The sequence below is a fragment of the Mycobacterium kiyosense genome, from assembly GCA_021654635.1.
GTDB lineage: Bacteria > Actinomycetota > Actinomycetes > Mycobacteriales > Mycobacteriaceae > Mycobacterium > Mycobacterium kiyosense.
This window is the reverse complement of sequence record AP025179.1, coordinates 1,110,605-1,127,676: the sequence shown is the minus strand read 5'-3', so window position 1 is coordinate 1,127,676 and position 17,072 is coordinate 1,110,605. Positions and strand designations below refer to the sequence as shown.

Below are 17,072 nucleotides of genomic sequence, written 5' to 3'. Positions count from 1 at the left end.
GACTGCCGCAGGGCCGCTATGGTTCCATCCGAAATCGCGGATTTCTCAGCTGACTGCGTGCGCGGACCGCACGGCCTGCTCGCAGGCGTCGCGCACCGCGGCCGGGGCATCGGTGGGGCTCTGGCAGCCGATGCTGATCCGTAGCGACCCGTCGACGAAGACAGTCCAGCGCACGTCGTGGGCGGCTCGGACTTCGCGATAGGTCACCGCGGGCCGGCCGGCGCTGACGGCCGCGGCATCGAAGTCGACGAACACCCCGGCCGCCTCGCCGTCGATTGCTCGCCGCAACCGCTCGGCGGTTCCGCTCAGCGTTTCGCCGGGTGTCGGTGACTGGGTGACGTGCAATGCCACTTCGGGATCCGTCGGTGAGGTGAGCTGTACTCGCGCCGACCCCGATCCCGAGAGCACTCGACGGGCAACCCAGCCGGCGGGAACGGTCAGCGCCACCCTGCCCTCGACCAGAACCGTGGTCGGGACCGGCGCGGCGACCGGCACCCGGCGCGGTCCCTCACCGACCGCCGTGGGGACCGCCAGCGCCAGCCCGGTTGCGACGAGCGCGGCGCCGATCAGCCGGGTCCCGGTGCGGCGCCGCCGTCCGGAGCCCACCGGGGCGGGCGACGACGGTGGGCGGCTGTCGCGACCAGCCGGGCCAGCCGCACGTCGTCGAGGTGGACGACCGTCCCGGGGCCGATCGCTGCTGCGATCGAGGTTGCCAGCTGCGCCGCCCCGGCGACCAGCCTTGGCGCATCGATCAGCACCCGTCCCGACTCGGTGGCGACGGCGGCCGCCACCTGTTCGACCACCCGGTCGTCTGCGCGCGGCACCGCGACGACTTCAGAGCCGGTGACCGCCACCAGCCGTTCGGCGATCTCCACCGTCACCATGGGTTCGGTCTCGCCCCGCGTCGCCGTCGCGAACAACCACGATCGGGGACGAATCGATACAACGCCGCCCAAAGTGCCTGCAGCCGTGTCGATCACACCGATTCGCGACGCCGACCACCACGACGGATACACGACGACCACCTCGTCGAGGTGCCCCTCGGCCAAGGAGCGTAACGCCGCCGACCACAGCGCGTCGACGGCCACCGGCACTTCGTCCAGCAGCCCGACCGGGTCGTCGATCGCCTGCAGCGCCGCCACCGCGACCGCGCTGATTTCGTCTGCGTCGCAACATAATCGGTGGACCGCCGCAGGGCCGGCGGCGATGACGGCACGGTGAGCGGTCATCCGGGCGGGCTCCAGGCCACCTGCACCCGCTGCGCTACGCCGGGACGGGTGGTCAGGATGCCGCGGCCCGGCGGCAGCGGCACCGGCGGTTTCGGCCCGAGCAGCGGCCCGTCATCGGGGCGACCGCTCATCATCAGCGTCATGCAGCCCAGGTCGCGCAGCGTCGCGAGCAGCGGTTCGAACAAGGCGCGTGCCGCGCCGCCGCTGCGCCGTGCGGCGATCACATGCAGGCCGAGATCGGTTGCATACGGCAGGTATTCGAGTAGCTCGCTCAACTGGTTTCCCGACGCGGCACCGGCCGCCAGGTCGTAGTCGTCGACCACGAGGTAGATTGCCGGTCCGGTCCACCACGATCGACTCCGCAGCTGTGTGCCTGCGTGACATCCGCTCCGGGCATCCGGGCGCGCAGTGCGTCGACCAGGACCGGCAACATCGTTCCCAGCGACGCCGGCGACATGGCATGGCTACCGAGGTGTTCGGTGTCCACCACCCCGAGCAACGTACGCCGGAAGTCCACCAAGAACAGCTGCGCCTGCGCTGCGGTGTTGGTACGCAGTATTTCCCGGCACAGAGTCCGCAGCGCGGAGGTCTTTCCGCAGCCGTTGTCGCCCAGGATCAGCAGGTGCCGGTTTCGCTCGAAATCGACCGCGAGAGGTTGTAATGAACGCTCTTCGAGCCCGAGCAGGATCCCCCCGCGTATCCCCGGCAGCCATCGCGTCGTAGCCGAATATGTTGGGCAGCAGCGGTATCGGGGGCGCTACCGTGGTACCCCGGCGCAACTCGAACCCGTCCAGCCCGGGCAGCGCGACGATCACGTGCGCACCGTCGTGGGTCAGTCCACGTCCCGGCCGGTGGGCGGGCACATTTCGGGCCTGGCTGCGGTCGAACTCGGAATCGGCCGGATCGCCCAGTCGCAGCTCGATCCGGGTGCCGAGCTGATCCTTCAACGCGGGCCGCAGTTCGGCCCAGCGCGAAGCCGTCAGCACTACGTGCACACCGTACGAAAGACCTTGACCCGCAATCGCCGTGACGGTTTCCTCAATCTCCTCGAATTCCTGCCGCAGGGCCGCCCAACCGTCCACGACCAGGAACACATCGGCGACGGATTGCCGCGCCGTCGGGTGATCCCGGAAGGTGGCCGCGCGGGCGTGCAGCTGCGACTCCAGTTCGGCGATCATCCGCCAGACCAGTTCTGGGTGGCCGCGGTCGGCGACCGCACCCACGTGCGGCAGGTCGAGCAGCGACGAAAGCATCCCGCCACCGAAGTCCAGGCAATAGAACTGCGCCTGTCCGGCGTCCCGCGTGGCTGCCAAGGCGGTGACGAGAGTGCACAGTGCGGTCGACTTGCCCGACTGCGGTGCGCCGACTACGGCGACGTTGCCTGCGGCACCGGACAATTCGACCATCAGCGGGACCCGCGACTGGTCGTATGGCAGGTCGACGAGACCGATCGGAACCGCCAATCGGTTTGACGTGCAACCCCTCAACAGCGAACCAAGGGAGGGTGCCGCGTGCAGCGGCGGTAACCACACCGGGTGCGCCGGCGGCCCGTGACCCGACAGCCGACTCAACATCATTCCCAACACGGACGTACTCGGGCGCTCGCATGTCACCGCCTCGTCGGACGCCGCGGTGAATCGCCGTACCTCGATCGGCTGGGCAACGCCGGGCCGCTCAGGTGGTGGTGGGCCCGAAACGCATGCGGCCTGAAAGCGGATCGGCTCGCCGTTGGCGACCCGCAGATAGCCCGCGCCCGGCGCCGCCGGCAGCTCGTAGGCGTCGAGAGTACCCAGAACGGTTCGCGATTCGCTGGCCGACAGCGTTTTCAGACAGATTCGGTAGGACAGGTGTGACTCGAGTCCCCGCAGCCGGCCTTCGTCGAGCCGCTGACTGGCCAGCAGCAGGTGTATCCCCAGCGAGCGGCCCAGTCGTCCCAGCGCGACGAAGGTGTCGGCGAAGTCCGGATGCTGGCTGAGCAGCTCGGAGAACTCGTCGACGATTACGAACAGGGCGGGAAGAGGTTTGGCGGCAGGCGATTTGGTGTGGGCCGCAACACTGGCACTACCCGACTTACGCAGTAGTTGCTGCCGCCGGTTCATCTCACCGGCCAGGGCATCACGCATCCGGGCGACCAGTGGCGCTTCGTCGGCCAGGTTGGTGACCACGGCGGCCACGTGCGCCGAGTCGGCGAAGTCGAGGAACGTTGCGCCGCCTTTGAAGTCGATCAGTAGCAGGTTGAGGACTTCGGGCGAATTGCGCGCCATCATGCCCAGGGCGATGGTGCGCAACAGCTCCGACTTGCCCGAGCCGGTGGCGCCGACACACAGTCCGTGCGGTCCCATCCCCTGCTCGGCGGCCTCTCGGATGTCGAGTGTCACCGGCCGACCGTCGACGGTGCTGCCGATCGGGACGCGTAGCGGCGATATCCCGTTGTGCCACAGCGAGTTCGGGTTGAACCCGCCGATATCGTCGATGCCGACCAGGCTCACCCACGCAGTGTCACCCGGCTGTATCGACGTTCCGGAGTGGGCCGCCAGCCGGCGTGCGCAGGCCACCGCCTCGGCCTCGTCCAGCCGATCCGGGGCAGTCAACACATCGACCCCGCCGGGATGGTGCACGCGCAGCACGGGGCCGTCTGCGCCGACCCGCAGCACCGTGCCGCCGTCCGGCACGGGCACGTCGGGCTCGGGGGTGTCGACGATCAGCACCGTGCGGCGCGGTGCGGCCGTGCCTGCGTTCGGATGCTGGCGGTGTGGCAGCCATTTCAGCCATTGCCAATGGTGTGCGCGCGACTCGCTGACCACGCTGCCGATCGCCAGATGATCCGGCGAATGCAGCACCGCCAGCTCGCACACGATCGCCCGCAGCAGCCCGCGCACTCGCGGCGCCGCGCCGTCGATCGTCACCGTGGCATCCAACCGGATCACGACGGGAGCTTCTAGCGAGGAATGGACATCGAGAAACCGGCGCAGTGCCTCGACGCTGACCGGGTCGCACCGCTGCTCGGCCGGACCCTGGGCAGCCACCACGGGGGTGGCGAGTGGAACGGTTCCGACACCGATACGCACCACGCAGAAGAGCGGGTCGTCCGGTCGCCGCTCCCACATGCGACCGCCGCCGGCCAGGGTCCACAACTCGTCGGGATCGGGGTGCGAACGAATCACCGAATCATATTGCGCCGAAGCGATTTCAGTGACCTCACGACGCACTGCGCTGAGGTAATCGAAGTATCGTCGCCGGTCGGCGTTGACCGCCGTACCCCGCCGACGGCCGCGGCCGGTCAGCGCCGTCACCACCATCGACACCGACATCATCGTCGGAAACGCGAGAAAGGTAGGGTTGCGCGCCACCGGCGCACCGCTCCAGAACGCCGCGGCGGTGACGCCCAGCATGGTGGCCGACATGACCATCGGCAACAACAACGCCAACAGGCCCGCGGGCTCCGAACGCGGAAGCTCCGGTGGCGGGGCGATTTCGACGACCGCACGCACAGTTCGACGACGCTAGGCAACCACGCGGATCCGCCGCAAGTCACCTGTGGACGACCGAAAGCCGTTTCACCGCAGCCTGGTTAGCATGTCAGCGATGAGCGCATCACCATGTCGTGTCACCGTTCACTGCGGGGGTACCAGCACTGACCTGACGCTGCCCGCCACCATGCCCGTCGCCGAGCTCATTCCGTCGATCCTCGACGTCCTGGGCGGCCCCACCCTGGGCCGCCACCGGCTCTCCCGCGTCGGCTGCGCTCCGTTACCGGGTTCGACGACGCTGGCGCAGAACGATATCCGCGACGGCGCTGTCCTGGTCCTCGCCGAACAGAGCACTCCGCCGCCGGCACCTCGTCACGACGACGACGCCGAGGCGGTGGCAGCCGGCCTCAAGACCACAACTGGCCTGCCGGTGAACCGGGTCGGTGGCGCCCTAACCGCCGTCGCATTCACCGTTACCGGCGCGCTGGTCATGGTCCGCAATGCGTTCACCGTCGCGACGGAGTCCAACGGCACCGTACTTGCCGCAGCCACCGCCGCTCTGGCCGCCCTGTTCGCTATTGCTCTGTTTCGCAATGTGTTTCATGATCCGATCGCAGAACTGACATTGGCGATTCTCGCCACGACGTTCGCCGCCGTAGCCGGTCTGCTGGCGGTGCCCGGCGTCCCGGGTGCTCCCGCCGTGTTGCTGGCGGCGATGGCCACGGCAGTCACCGCTGTGCTGGCGCTGCGCCTAGCGCGCTGCGGTGTAGTCACTTTGACCGCCCTGGCGGGTGCGGCCATCGTCGTGGCGCTGGCCGCACTGGCGGCGGTTCTCACCGGGACTCGGCTTGACGTGACCGCGTCGGTGACCGCCGTCGCCTGCCTGGGACTGATCGAGATGGCGCCGCGGATGTCCATGATGTTGGCCGGCCTGTCGCCCGGCCCGGCCCGCAGCGCAGCAGAGCTGGCCGACCGAACGCGACGGGCCGAGAATTGGTTGACCAGCCTGCGCGCCGGCTTCGCAGCGGTCGCGGCGCTGGGCGCCACGACGGCCGCATGCACCGCTCATCGCGCCATCCCGCTGGCCGCACTCACCGGCGCTGCGCTGCTGCTGCATGCGCGAACCGACCGGCGCAGATCGCTCGTCTTCCTGGTGGCCGCAATTGCCACCAGCACAACAACATTGGCCCTCGCCGTGGCCGGTGCGCCCCGGTGCGGCCCATGGCTGGTGGCACTGACGGTGACCCTGACCGCGGCCGCACTGTATGTGGGCTTCCTCGCTCCCACATTCGCACCCTCACCCATCACGCGTCGTGGCGTCGACGTGTTGGGCTGTATCGCACTGGCCGCCGCGGTACCGCTGGCGTGCTGGACGTGTGGTGCGTTCAGCGCGGTCCGCGCCCTGAGCCTGCAGCCGTGAGGCCGTACCGGGCGGCGTGCATCTCCGTGGCGATGGCGTTTGCGGCTGCCAATTGTGCCGCGCCGGCATCCGCGGTGACACCGCCTCCGGTCGACGAAAAGCTGCTGCCCGCAGCAACTTCCCCGGCGCCCCCGCAGCGCACCGTGCAGCGCGAGGTGTGCGCCGCAGCCATCGACGACCCGGCCAGGACCGGGCCGCCCAGCCAACTCGCCGACCTCGATCTGCCGCGGATCTGGCAGTTCACCCGCGGCGCCGGGCAACGGGTGGCGGTCGTCGACACCGGCGTCCGCCGGCACCCGCGGCTGCAGAACCTGGTGGGCGGCGGCGACTATGTGTCCACCGGCGACGGCACCCAGGACTGCGACGCCCACGGCACGCTGGTGGCCGGAATCATCGCTGCCACCACCGCTCCCGGCGTCGACAAGGTCGGCGGCGTGGCGCCCGACGTCACGCTGATCAGCATCCGGCAATCGAGCGCCAAATTCGGTCCGGTCGGCTCGGGTACCGGTGTCGGGGACGTCCAAACCCTGGCCAGGGCGGTGCGTACCGCCGCCGATCTGGGCGCCACCGTCATCAACATCTCGCCGGTCGCGTGCGTCGCGGTCACCGACAATCTCGACGACCGCGCCCTCGGGGCTGCCCTGGCGTACGCGGTCGACGTCAAGAACATCGTCGTGGTGGCCGCGGCCGGCAACACCGGCGGGCCCGGCCAATGCCCGCCCCAGGCGCCCGGTGTCACCCGTGAGACCGTCTCGGTGGTGGTGAGCCCGGCGTGGTACGACGACTACGTGCTGACGGTCGGATCGGTCGATTCCCGCGGCGCCCCTTCAGCGTTCACCCTGCCCGGGCCGTGGGTGGACGTCGCGGCGACCGGCGAGGAGGTCACCTCGCTGAGCCCGGTCACCGACGAGACGGTCAACGCGGACAACGAATCGGCGCCCCTGTCGGGAACCAGCTACGCCGCACCGGTTGTCAGCGGGCTGGCCGCGCTGATTCGGGCCCGGTTCCCGGCGCTCACCGCGCGTCAGGTGATGCAGCGCATCGAGTCGACCGCTCACCATCCGCCCGGCGGCTGGGATCCGGTGGTGGGCCACGGCACGGTCGACGCGCTCGCCGCTATCGGCACGGACACCACCGGGGCGGCCGGCCCGGCCTCCCACGAGTCGAAGCCGCCGTCGGTCGAGGTGCCGGCGCCGCCCGCCGGCCGTCGCGACCCGTCGGTCGACCGCTCACGCGGCACCGCGTTCGGTGGCGCCGGGATCTGCCTGCTGGTGTTGCTGGCGGCGGTCTGCTCCACCGCGCTGAGAGGTACGCGGTCAGCGCGCTCCGGCGACAATCGCGTCGTGGGCGACTAAGGCCTTTTCCCGACCCAATTCCGGCCCGCACGGCAGCGGCAAGGATCGGCCACGGCGCGGCGGCGGTCGTGGCCGGCAGCCCGAGGGCGCGAGCGGCGTCGTCGTCGTGGATCGCGAACCGCACCCCGGTGTCGGTCACGAGATAGCGGGTCGCGACCCGGGCGCCGGTTCCGGTGAGGCTCTGCGCCGCCACGTAGACACTTCGGCCCGGCGGGAGATGGACGGCGTCGACGGCAGGGCCGCGGCCGTCGGCCTGCGCCAGCTTGAAAGCCTGGCCGACCGGCGGGCCGGCGCCGGTCAGCAGCCCGACGTCCGCGGCACCGGACGGTCCGGGCGTCCATGCCGCACACACTGTGGCGTCGGTGGAGTAGCCGCTGGGCGCCTGTTCGGCAATGCCGGCGACCGGCAGCGTGTGCACCACTGGAACCCCCCGGATCACGTCGGGCGCCACGGCGACGGGCTGCGTGCTGCGGTGCGAGTCGATGATGCGCAGCAGGTCGGCGGCGACGCGGCCGATGCGCTGCACCCCGTCGGCAAGCACGACGTAATATTCGTCACCCGATGCACGTGTGATTCGCAGCACACTGCCGATTTTCAGGTCGGGCAGCCAGGGTCCCGCCGGCGCACCTGCGCCGGGGATGCGCGGCGCGGCGATGGGTGGGGCCTCGGGGATCGCGTTCAGCAACGACTGCGAAGCGCGTTGCGGTGCCGGCTCCGCCAGTCCCAGCACCTGCCGGACGGCCGGATCGGCCAGATCTACCGCCGCGCGCAGGCCCCGGTAGAGCAGAAAAGTCGGCGAGCCCGGGCCGGTGCTGACCACGGCGGCGTGTCCGGGGTCCAGACGACGCACGGATGCATCGGTCGCGGTTCCGATGATCACCGTGGTCTCCGGTCCGGGGTCACTGTCGCAGATCGTCCAGGTCGACCCGCGCTCCGGCAACGGCGCGGGGATGAACTGCGGTGCACCCGGAATCCCCAGCAGCGCGCCACGTTTGGTGTGCTCGAGCTCGGACTCGCGCACCGGTACCGGGTCGGCCGCGGCCGCCAGGATCAACCGAGCCGACGCCAGGTTCAGCACCGGATGCCACGTGTCGGCGAGCCGCACATACAAGGCTCCGGATTGCCGGCCCATCACCAGTCGCACGTCGCCGAGCCCGGGCTGTGGCCGCAGCAACGCCAGGCACGCGCATCCCAGCAGCGCAGCGACCGCCAGGACGCATCCGAGTGCCAGCGCCGCCGCGGGTGCGCGCGGGGGCTCGCTGATCGACCCCGGATCCTCGCCCAGCAATGCGCTCTCGATGCGCCGCAGCAGGAACCGGTGGCCGCTGGTATGCAGCCAGGTGGACGCTTGGCGCGGCACTGAATCTCCCCAGACTTGCCCGAATCACCCGCAACGGTAGGGCCTGCGCCCAGCCCGGATTCACCGTTCATCCACAGCTGCGAAAGGTTTTGCCCGGCCCGGCCGCGGGTAAAATCTCGACGTGCTTCTGCAATTCATCCGGACGGCCGGTCGGGCCGGCACCGGCACCCTAGCTCTGGCCGCCGCAGTGGCGGGCGCTGTCGCGCTCATCCCGGGTGCTGCCCTGCCGGTGGCCTCAGCCGCCGACTGCCCGGACGCCGAGGTGGTTTTCGCCCGCGGCACCAACGAGCCCACGGGTATGGGCCGGGTGGGCGACGCCTTCGTCGACTCGCTCCGCGCGCAGACCAGCGGGTTGAACATCGGGACTTATGGGGTCAACTACGCCGCCAGCAAGCTGCAGTTGCATGGCGGCGACGGGGCAAACGACGTGATTTCCCATGTCAAGGCGACGGTGTCGTCGTGCCCGAACACCAAGATCGTGTTGGGCGGATACTCGCAGGGCGCGTCGGTGATGGACATCGTTGCCGGCGTTCCGATCGGCGGCATCAGCTGGGGTAGCTCGCTGCCGCCGCAGTACGTCGACAATGTCGTGGCGGTGGTGACCTTCGGTGACGTCGCCGACCGTGCCGGCGGATCGTTGCCGAACAAGAGCGCGCTGCTGGGCGCCAAGGCTGTCGACTACTGCAACCCGATGGACCCGATCTGCCACGCCGGCTCCGGCAACGAGTGGAGCGGGCACACCGAGGGCTACGTCCCGACGTACACCACCCTGGGGGCCACCTTCGTCGCCCAGAGACTGACGGCTGGGGCTACCCCGCACCTGCCCGGGCAGATTCCCGGCTACTCACCCCAGCTGCCGGGGTCGGTGCCTGCGGTTCCGCAGTTCCCCCAGTACCCGGGATCGGTGCCCCAGACGCCCCAGACGCCCCAGACGCCGGGGTCGCCGGGATCGCCGGGATCGATCCCGCAGGCCCCCGTCGTATAAGGCCGCCGGCTAACTCTGCTGGCCGATTTCGCGTCAATCCGTAACATCGGATCATGAGGCTCGATCCGTTTGCTCGCTTGACCGGTTTTGCGATTTTCCCGTTGCTGTCGTTCACACCGATGATCGCCGCGGCACCCGCGGTGGCCGCGTCGTGCCCGGGTGTCGAGGTGGTGTTCGCCCGCGGCCGCGAGGAGCCACCCGGGGGTCGGTGCCGTCGGCGACGCTCTGGTCAGTTCGCTGCGGGGCAAGACAAGCTTGCCCATCGGGGTGTATGGAGTCAACTATCCGGCCAACATCTCCGTCGACAGTGGCGCCAACGATATGAGCCAGCACGTCCAATCGATGGCGAAAGGCTGCCCGAACACCCGCGAGGTGCTCGGCGGGTATTCCCTGGGCGCCGAGGTGGCCGACCTGGCCACCTGGGGCCGCATCCCGCCGGGGGGTGGATCAGCACGTCGCGGCGGTCGCGTTGTTCGGCAACGGCACCCACGGAGTTGCTCCGGCCTACGCGGGCAAGACGATCGACCAGTGCGCGCAGGGCGACCCTATCTGCGGCAAGGGCACGAACTGGCCGTCACACCTGCAGCCGTCGTACATCGATTCCGGCCTGGTGGATCAGGCCGCCGGGTTTGTTGCGGGCAAGCTTTAGCTTCGGGACCGGATGTCGCGGGTGATCAGGTTGCGGGCCGCGAGCTGGTCGTCCGGCGGGTAGTCCACCGCGACCAGCGTCAGCCCTTGCGGCGGCGCAGCCGCGAAGTCACTGGATCTGGTTGTCGCGGTGAGCAGTTCAACACACCATTGCGGTGTGCGCCGGTGCTCACCGACGGCCAGCAGCGCGCCCACCAGCGAGCGCACCATCGACCAGCAGAACGCGTCGGCACTGACCTGCGCGGTGATCAGGTCCCCATCTCGCGACCAGTCCAGTCTTTGCAGCTCGCGGATGGTGGTGGCGCCTTCGCGATGACGGCAGAACGCTGCGAAGTCGTGCAGTCCCAACATGTTTCGTGCTGCGACGGTCATCGCGTCGAGGTCCAGCTCGCGCGGCCAGGCGGTGACGAAACGCGCCAGCTGCGGCACCACCCCGTAGGGCGCGGTCGACAGCCGGTAGGCGTAATGGCGGCGCAGCGCCGAGAATCGGGCGTCGAAACCCGCTGGCGCACGGGCGATATGGAGCACCCGAACATCTGCGGGCAGGAATCTGGCGAGCCGGCGCACCAGCGGTAGAAACTCCGGATCCTCCGGGCGCGTGTTTCGCGAGTAGGCGTTGGGCACGGCATCGGCGGGCACGTCGAGGTGGGCCACCTGCCCGGTGGCATGCACGCCGGCGTCGGTGCGTCCTGCCGCGCGAACCTGGATCGGACAGCGAAACACGGTCGCCAGCGCCTCATCGAGGACGCCGGCGACCGTGCGTTGCTCGGCTTGTGCCGCCCAGCCCGCGAAATCTGTTCCGTCGTAGGCGATGTCGAGCCGCAGACGGACGGACTCGCTAATTCTCGGCGGCCCCTTCGGCCTCTTCGGACTCTCCGACCTCGTCGGACTCTTCGACACTCGCCTGCGGCGCTGCCGCAGCGGTCTCGGGGGGCGGCCTCCGTGGCCGCCTCGTCAGCGGCGGCCGATTCCTCGACGGCCTCCGGCTCGACCGCGGCCCTGCGGCGCCGCGGCCGCCGTTTCGGTGGCTGCCGGCGGTGCGTCCTTCTGGGTCTTGGCCTGCTGGGCGGCTACCCGGCGCGCCCGGTCGGCCTCCGAAGTGACGGTCTTCTCCCGCACCAGCTCGATCACCGCCATCGGAGCGTTGTCACCCTTGCGCGGCTCGACCTTGATGATGCGGGTGTAGCCGCCCTCGCGATCGGAGAAGAAGGGTCCGATCTCGGCGAACAAGGTGTGCACGACGTCCTTGTCGCGGATCTTCTTCATAACCTCACGCCGATTGTGCAAGCTGCCCTTCTTGGCGTGGGTGATCAGCTTCTCCGCGTAGGGCCGCAGCGCCCGCGCCTTGGGCTCGGTGGTTTTGATCCGGCCGTGCTCGAACAACGACGTGGCCAGGTTGGCCAGAATCGCCTTCTGATGCGACGACGACCCGCCGAGGCGAGGACCCTTGGTGGGCTTGGGCATTGCGACTTCTCCTATGTGGGGCCGGTCCCCGTATCAGGTAGGACCGGGACGGAATGGCTTAGAGCTGTTCGGTTTCCGCGTAGTCCTGGTCGTCGTAGGCGGCCTCGGTGGACCAGGTGCCGGTGGCGACGTCGTAACCGGCGACCTCCGACGGGTCGAAGCTGGGCGGGCTGTCCTTGAGCGACAGACCCAGCTGGTGCAGCTTGACCTTCACCTCGTCGATGGACTTCTGACCGAAGTTGCGGATGTCGAGCAGGTCGGACTCGGTGCGCGAGACCAGTTCGCCGACGGTGTGCACGCCCTCGCGCTTGAGGCAGTTGTAGGACCGCACGGTCAGGTCCAGGTCGTCGATCGGCAGCGCGAACGAGGCGATGTGGTCGGCCTCGGCCGGCGACGGCCCGATCTCGATGCCCTCGGCCTCGACGTTGAGTTCGCGTGCCAGGCCGAACAATTCGACCAGCGTCTTGCCGGCCGACGCCAGCGCGTCGCGCGGCGTGATCGAACTCTTGGTCTCGACGTCCAGGATCAGCTTGTCGAAGTCGGTGCGCTGCTCGACACGGGTGGCGTCCACCTTGTAAGTCACCTTGAGCACCGGCGAGTAGATGGAATCGACTGGGATACGGCCGATTTCGGCACCCGAGGCCCGGTTCTGCACGGCCGGCACGTAGCCGCGGCCCCGCTCGACCACCAGCTCGACCTCGAGCTTGCCCTTGTCGTTCAGCGTCGCGATGTGCATCGAGGGGTTGTGCACCGTGACACCGGCCGGGGGGACGATGTCGCCCGCGGTGACTTCACCCGGGCCCTGCTTGCGCAGGTACATGGTGACCGGCTCGTCCTCCTCGGAGGACACGACCAGGCTCTTGAGGTTCAGGATGATGTCGGTGACGTCTTCCTTGACGCCGGGGACGGTGGTGAATTCGTGCAGGACGCCGTCGATGCGGATGCTGGTGACAGCCGCGCCGGGGATCGACGACAGCAGCGTGCGACGCAGCGAATTGCCAAGGGTGTAGCCGAATCCCGGCTCCAGCGGTTCGATGACGAACTGGGACCGGTTGTCGGTGAGGATTTCCTCCGACAGGGTTGGGCGCTGAGAGATCAGCATGGTATTTCTTCTTCTCCTTCTCGGCACCCGCTATTTGATGCCGTTAGGTATTCCGCTCCGGCGGTTTTGCCGGCCCGGAAGTCTTACTTCGAGTAGTACTCGACGATCAGCTGCTCGGTGAGCGGGACGTCGATCTGGGCGCGCTCGGGCAGCTGGTGGATCAGGATGCGCTGCCGCTCCCCCACCACCTGCAGCCAGCTCGGGGATCGGGCGGTCGCCCGCGGTCTCCCGCGCGATCTGGAACGGCACGGTGTTCAGCGACTGGTCCCGCACGTCGATGATGTCGTACTGCGACACCCGGTAGCTGGGGACGTCGACGCGGACCCCGTTGACGGTGAAGTGACCGTGGGTGACCAGCTGACGGGCCATCCGCCGGGTCCGGGCCAGCCCGGCGCGGTAGACGACGTTGTCGAGCCGACTCTCCAGGATCCTCAGCAGCTCCTCACCGGTCTTGCCGGTGTGGCGCACGGCCTCTTCGTAGTAGCGGCGGAACTGCTTCTCCATCACGCCGTAGGTGAAGCGCGCCTTCTGCTTCTCCTGCAGCTGCTGACGGTATTCGCTCTCCTTGACCCGGGCGCGGCCGTGCTGACCGGGCGGGTAGGGACGCTTCTCGAAGGACTGGTCGCCGCCGACGAGGTCGGTGCCCAGGCGACGCGACTTGCGGGTGATGGGTCCGGTGTAACGAGCCATTGGTATGTCCTCCTAGACCTAGACGCGCCGACGCTTGGGCGGGCGGACACCGTTGTGCGGCTGCGGGGTGACGTCGGAGATGGCGCCCACCTCCAAGCCCGCGGCCTGCAGCGAACGGATCGCGGTCTCCCGGCCGGAGCCCGGGCCCTTGACGAACACGTCGACCTTGCGCACGCCGTGCTCCTGCGCCTTGCGCGCGGCGTTCTCCGCGGCCAGCTGGGCGGCGAACGGCGTCGACTTCCGCGATCCCTTGAACCCGACGTGACCCGAAGACGCCCAGGCGATGACATTGCCCTGGGGGTCGGTGATCGTCACGATCGTGTTGTTGAAGGTGCTCTTGATGTGGGCGGCGCCGTGCGGGACGTTCTTCTTTTCCCTGCGGCGGGTCTTCTGGCCCTTCTTGGCGGAGCCTGCTTGCCCCTTTTTCGCTGGTGGCATCTGTACTACCTGGCCTTCTTCTTGCCTGCGATGGTGCGCTTGGGGCCTTTACGGGTCCGCGCGTTGGTCTTGGTCCGCTGGCCGCGTACCGGCAGGCCGCGGCGGTGCCGCAGCCCCTGGTAGCAGCCGATCTCGATCTTGCGACGAATGTCGGCCTGCACCTCGCGGCGCAGGTCGCCCTCGACCTTCAGGTTCGCTTCGATGTAGTCGCGCAGATGAGTCAGCTGGTCATCGGTGAGGTCCTTGGTGCGCAAGTCCTTGTCGATGCCGGTGGCCGCCAGAATCTCGTTCGAGCGGGTACGGCCGATGCCGAAGATATAGGTCAGCGCGATCTCCATCCGCTTGTCACGCGGCAGATCGACGCCTACTAGTCGAGCCATAGGTGGCGTTTCCTCTTTTTTCTAGGCGGAGGTCTTATCCCAGTCCGTTCCCGCTTGTGCGCGGGGCCCGGCCTCCGTCCGGGCGTGTCCTGTGCGGCGTATCCGCTCAGTGGTGCTGGGAGGTCAGCATTCAGTTGTGTAGGGCAGGCGGGCCCTGCTGTTGATCAGCCCTGCCGCTGCTTGTGCCGGGGATCCTGGCAGATCACCATGACCCGTCCGTGCCGACGGATCACCCTGCACTTGTCACAGATCGGCTTGACGCTCGGGTTCACCTTCACGGCAGTCTCGGTCCTGTTCTTCTCTGGGTGTTTGCGCTGCTACTTGTACCGGTACACAATGCGGCCGCGGGACAGGTCGTAGGGAGACAACTCCACTACCACCCGGTCCTCCGGCAGGATGCGGATGTAGTGCTGCCGCATCTTGCCGCTGATGTGGGCGAGTACTTTATGGCCGTTCTCCAGCTCAATGCGAAACATCGCATTGGGCAGCGGCTCGACCACGCGGCCCTCGACCTCGATGGCGCCGTCCTTCTTAGCCATTACTTTTCGGCGATCCTCTACTTTTCGTTTCCGTGCACCTGGTTCGGCGCAGCAGGCGTCCTGACTTCAAAACGTGAGCCGGTGATGGAAATTCCGCGAAGTACTCCGCAGAATTCAGGACTGGGCACGCCAAGAGCCGGCACGAACGCCGCACCGTCGGGCAACGATACCCGCTTCGCTGCCCCCGACGCAAAACGCCGTAGCAGCCCCGACACCCGGAATAGGCCAGGTCACCCCGGGGGTTGGAGCAACCATGACCGATTCTGCTGTAGGAAAACCTGATCTTGGCCGGTTCGGCTCGTTCGGACGCGGCGTCACGCCCCAGCAAGCCAGGGAGATCGAAGCCCTCGGCTACGGCGCGGTCTGGGTGGGCGGCTCCCCGCCCGCCGAACTGGACTGGGTGGAGCCGATTCTGGAAGCGACCAACACGTTGCAGGTGGCCACCGGGATCGTCAACATCTGGACGGCAGCCGCAGCGCCGGTCGCCGAGTCGTTCCACCGGATCGACAAGGCTTACCCCGGTCGTTTCCTGCTGGGGATCGGCGTCGGTCATCCGGAGGCGCACACCGAGTACCGCAAGCCCTACGACGCGTTGGTGGAGTACCTGGACCAGCTCGACGAGTTCGGTGTGCCCAAGAACCGGCGGGTGGTGGCCGCGCTGGGCCCGCAGGTTCTCAAGTTGTCCGCCCGGCGCAGCGCTGGCGCGCACCCGTATCTGACCACCCCCGAGCACACCGCCCGGGCGCGCGAGCTGATCGGCCCGCAGGCCTTTCTGGCGCCCGAGCACAAGGTCGTGCTGACCACCGATCCGGAGCAGGCGCGGGCGGTGGGCCGCAAGGCGCTCGGCATCTATCTCAACCTCGCCAACTATCTGAACAACTGGAAGCGGCTCGGCTTCACCGACGATGACGTCGCCAAACCGGGCAGTGACCGCCTGGTCGACGCCGTCGTCGCGTACGGAACCACCGACGCCGTCGCGGCGCGGCTGCGCGAGCACCTCGACGCGGGCGCGGACCACGTTCCGGTCCAGGTGCTGGCCCGAGACCCGGTACCGGTGCTGGCCGAACTGGCCACCGCGCTCGGGCTATAACGGGTACCGGTAAACGGGTATAGGAGCTCAGATGACTGACTCGGTTTCCCTCAAACCTGACCTGGGCCGGTACGGCGTATGGCTGGGCAGCCGCTCGCTGGACCCGGGGCTGGCGGCCGACATCGAATCGCTGGGTTACGGCGCGGTGTGGGTCGGCGGATCGCCGGATGCCGACCTCGCGTGGGTCGAACCCGCGCTGGCGCAGACCGATTCACTGCAATTGGCCACCGGGATCGTGAACATCTGGTCGGCGCCGGCCGACGAAGTCGCGGCGTCGTATCAACGCATCGAAGCCGCGCACCCGGGGCGGTTTCTGCTCGGTGTCGGGGTGGGTCACCCGGAGCACACGGAGCAATACCAGAAGCCCTACGACGCGCTGGTGTCCTATCTCGACGATCTGGACAAGGACCTGGTGCCGACCAGCCGGCGGGTGCTGGCCGCGCTGGGTCCCCGGGTGCTCAAACTGGCCGCGGAGCGCAGTGCGGGAGCTCACCCGTACCTGACCACGCCGACGCACACCGGCAAGGCCCGCCACCTGCTCGGCAACTCGGTGTTCCTGGCACCCGAGCACAAGGTGGTGCTGACCACGGAGGCCGAGGAGGCCCGCGCGGTCGGCCGTAAGTTCGTCGACTTCTACCTGGGCCTGAGCAACTACGAGAACAACTGGCTGCGGCTGGGGTTCACCGAGGACGACGTCCGCAAGCCCGGCAGCGACCGGCTGATCGATGCCCTGGTCGCATACGGCACTGCCGAGGACATCGCGCGCCGGCTCACCGAGCACCTGGACGCGGGCGCCGACCACGTTGCCATCCAGGTGCTGGGTGCGTCACGCCCCGAGAAGCTGGTCCCGGTGCTCGGCGAATTGGCAGGACCACTGGGCCTCAGCCGTTAGGGTTGTGCCC

General features: G+C 68.7%; 11 protein-coding genes and 6 pseudogenes. 6 read left to right on the top strand and 11 right to left on the bottom strand.

Translation table 11 applies throughout. The annotated features are described in order from the left end of the window. Positions 1–45 precede the first annotated feature (45 nt). Both L6444_RS05360 and eccCb read right to left on the bottom strand, forming a co-directional pair. Positions 46–1,229: pseudogene (locus L6444_RS05360) on the bottom strand (type VII secretion-associated protein). After that, positions 1,226–4,720: pseudogene (gene eccCb, locus L6444_RS05355) on the bottom strand (type VII secretion protein EccCb). Before eccCb ends, L6444_RS05360 begins: the two co-directional pseudogenes overlap by 4 nt. 94 nt (positions 4,721–4,814) lie before the next feature. Between eccCb and eccD the strand changes: the two are divergent. Together eccD and mycP are read left to right on the top strand one after the other, a co-directional pair. Then, positions 4,815–6,119 carry a type VII secretion integral membrane protein EccD gene (eccD, locus tag L6444_RS05350; protein ID WP_236981218.1) on the top strand — a complete coding sequence of 435 codons (1,305 nt, stop codon included), beginning with the start codon at positions 4,815–4,817 and terminating at the stop codon, positions 6,117–6,119. 32 nt (positions 6,120–6,151) lie between these two features. Then, positions 6,152–7,474: a type VII secretion-associated serine protease mycosin gene (gene mycP, locus L6444_RS05345; protein ID WP_236983836.1), complete on the top strand. Its 1,323-nt coding sequence runs from the start codon at positions 6,152–6,154 to the stop codon at positions 7,472–7,474. On the opposite strand, the pseudogene eccB reads toward mycP, so the two are convergent. Beyond that, positions 7,436–8,834 (bottom strand): annotated as a pseudogene (eccB, locus tag L6444_RS05340) (type VII secretion protein EccB). The gene mycP and the pseudogene eccB overlap by 39 nt on opposite strands. A 136-nt stretch (positions 8,835–8,970) precedes the next feature. On the opposite strand from eccB, the gene L6444_RS05335 reads away from it, so the two are divergent. Then, entirely contained in the window at positions 8,971–9,819 is an 849-nt protein-coding gene (locus tag L6444_RS05335) for a cutinase family protein (RefSeq protein ID WP_370653145.1), read from the top strand. Positions 9,820–9,938: 119 nt separating this feature from the next. After that, positions 9,939–10,468: pseudogene (locus tag L6444_RS05330) on the top strand (cutinase family protein). On the opposite strand, the gene truA reads toward L6444_RS05330, so the two are convergent. From truA to infA, 8 genes and pseudogenes are all read right to left on the bottom strand, one after another. Next, on the bottom strand, positions 10,465–11,367 hold the full coding sequence (truA, locus tag L6444_RS05325; protein WP_459561271.1) for a tRNA pseudouridine synthase A: 903 nt from the start codon (positions 11,365–11,367) through the stop codon (positions 10,465–10,467). The pseudogene L6444_RS05330 and the gene truA overlap by 4 nt on opposite strands. A gap of 23 nt (positions 11,368–11,390) precedes the next feature. Continuing rightward, positions 11,391–11,931 (bottom strand): annotated as a pseudogene (gene rplQ / locus L6444_RS05320) (50S ribosomal protein L17); the annotation flags it as partial. A 58-nt stretch (positions 11,932–11,989) separates the two neighbouring features. Continuing rightward, complete coding sequence (locus L6444_RS05315) at positions 11,990–13,033, bottom strand: DNA-directed RNA polymerase subunit alpha (RefSeq protein WP_236981217.1); 1,044 nt, start codon at positions 13,031–13,033, stop codon at positions 11,990–11,992. An 83-nt stretch (positions 13,034–13,116) separates the two neighbouring features. After that, positions 13,117–13,723 (bottom strand): annotated as a pseudogene (rpsD, locus tag L6444_RS05310) (30S ribosomal protein S4). An 18-nt stretch (positions 13,724–13,741) separates the two neighbouring features. Then, positions 13,742–14,161 (bottom strand): 30S ribosomal protein S11, encoded by a 420-nt coding sequence (rpsK, locus tag L6444_RS05305; protein WP_065143524.1) that lies wholly within the window; start codon positions 14,159–14,161, stop codon positions 13,742–13,744. 5 nt (positions 14,162–14,166) lie between these two features. Then, positions 14,167–14,541: a 30S ribosomal protein S13 gene (gene rpsM / locus L6444_RS05300; RefSeq protein ID WP_036352829.1), complete on the bottom strand. Its 375-nt coding sequence runs from the start codon at positions 14,539–14,541 to the stop codon at positions 14,167–14,169. Positions 14,542–14,705: 164 nt separating this feature from the next. Then, positions 14,706–14,819, bottom strand: coding sequence for a 50S ribosomal protein L36 (gene rpmJ, locus L6444_RS05295; RefSeq protein WP_003886927.1), 114 nt, complete (start codon positions 14,817–14,819; stop codon positions 14,706–14,708). Positions 14,820–14,858: 39 nt separating this feature from the next. Beyond that, on the bottom strand, positions 14,859–15,080 hold the full coding sequence (gene infA / locus L6444_RS05290; protein ID WP_003418601.1) for a translation initiation factor IF-1: 222 nt from the start codon (positions 15,078–15,080) through the stop codon (positions 14,859–14,861). Between the two features lie 253 nt (positions 15,081–15,333). Between infA and L6444_RS05285 the strand changes: the two genes are divergently transcribed. Both L6444_RS05285 and L6444_RS05280 read left to right on the top strand, forming a co-directional pair. Further along, on the top strand, positions 15,334–16,170 hold the full coding sequence (locus tag L6444_RS05285; protein WP_236981216.1) for an LLM class F420-dependent oxidoreductase: 837 nt from the start codon (positions 15,334–15,336) through the stop codon (positions 16,168–16,170). Positions 16,171–16,201: 31 nt separating this feature from the next. Then, a complete protein-coding gene (locus L6444_RS05280; RefSeq protein ID WP_236981215.1) occupies positions 16,202–17,062 on the top strand; it encodes an LLM class F420-dependent oxidoreductase in 861 nt (286 codons plus the stop codon). Positions 17,063–17,072: the final 10 nt, after the last annotated feature.

What these genes read in the sequence shown, in the direction of transcription:
- eccD (WP_236981218.1), top strand. Translation starts at nt 4,815, where the DNA reads ATGAGCGCATCACCATGTCGTGTCACCGTTCACTGCGGGGGTACCAGC.
- mycP (WP_236983836.1), top strand. Translation starts at nt 6,152, where the DNA reads ATGGCGTTTGCGGCTGCCAATTGTGCCGCGCCGGCATCCGCGGTGACA.
- L6444_RS05315 (WP_236981217.1), bottom strand. Translation starts at nt 13,033, where the DNA reads ATGCTGATCTCTCAGCGCCCAACCCTGTCGGAGGAAATCCTCACCGAC.
- rpsK (WP_065143524.1), bottom strand. Translation starts at nt 14,161, where the DNA reads ATGCCACCAGCGAAAAAGGGGCAAGCAGGCTCCGCCAAGAAGGGCCAG.
- rpsM (WP_036352829.1), bottom strand. Translation starts at nt 14,541, where the DNA reads ATGGCTCGACTAGTAGGCGTCGATCTGCCGCGTGACAAGCGGATGGAG.
- infA (WP_003418601.1), bottom strand. Translation starts at nt 15,080, where the DNA reads ATGGCTAAGAAGGACGGCGCCATCGAGGTCGAGGGCCGCGTGGTCGAG.
- L6444_RS05285 (WP_236981216.1), top strand. Translation starts at nt 15,334, where the DNA reads ATGACCGATTCTGCTGTAGGAAAACCTGATCTTGGCCGGTTCGGCTCG.
- L6444_RS05280 (WP_236981215.1), top strand. Translation starts at nt 16,202, where the DNA reads ATGACTGACTCGGTTTCCCTCAAACCTGACCTGGGCCGGTACGGCGTA.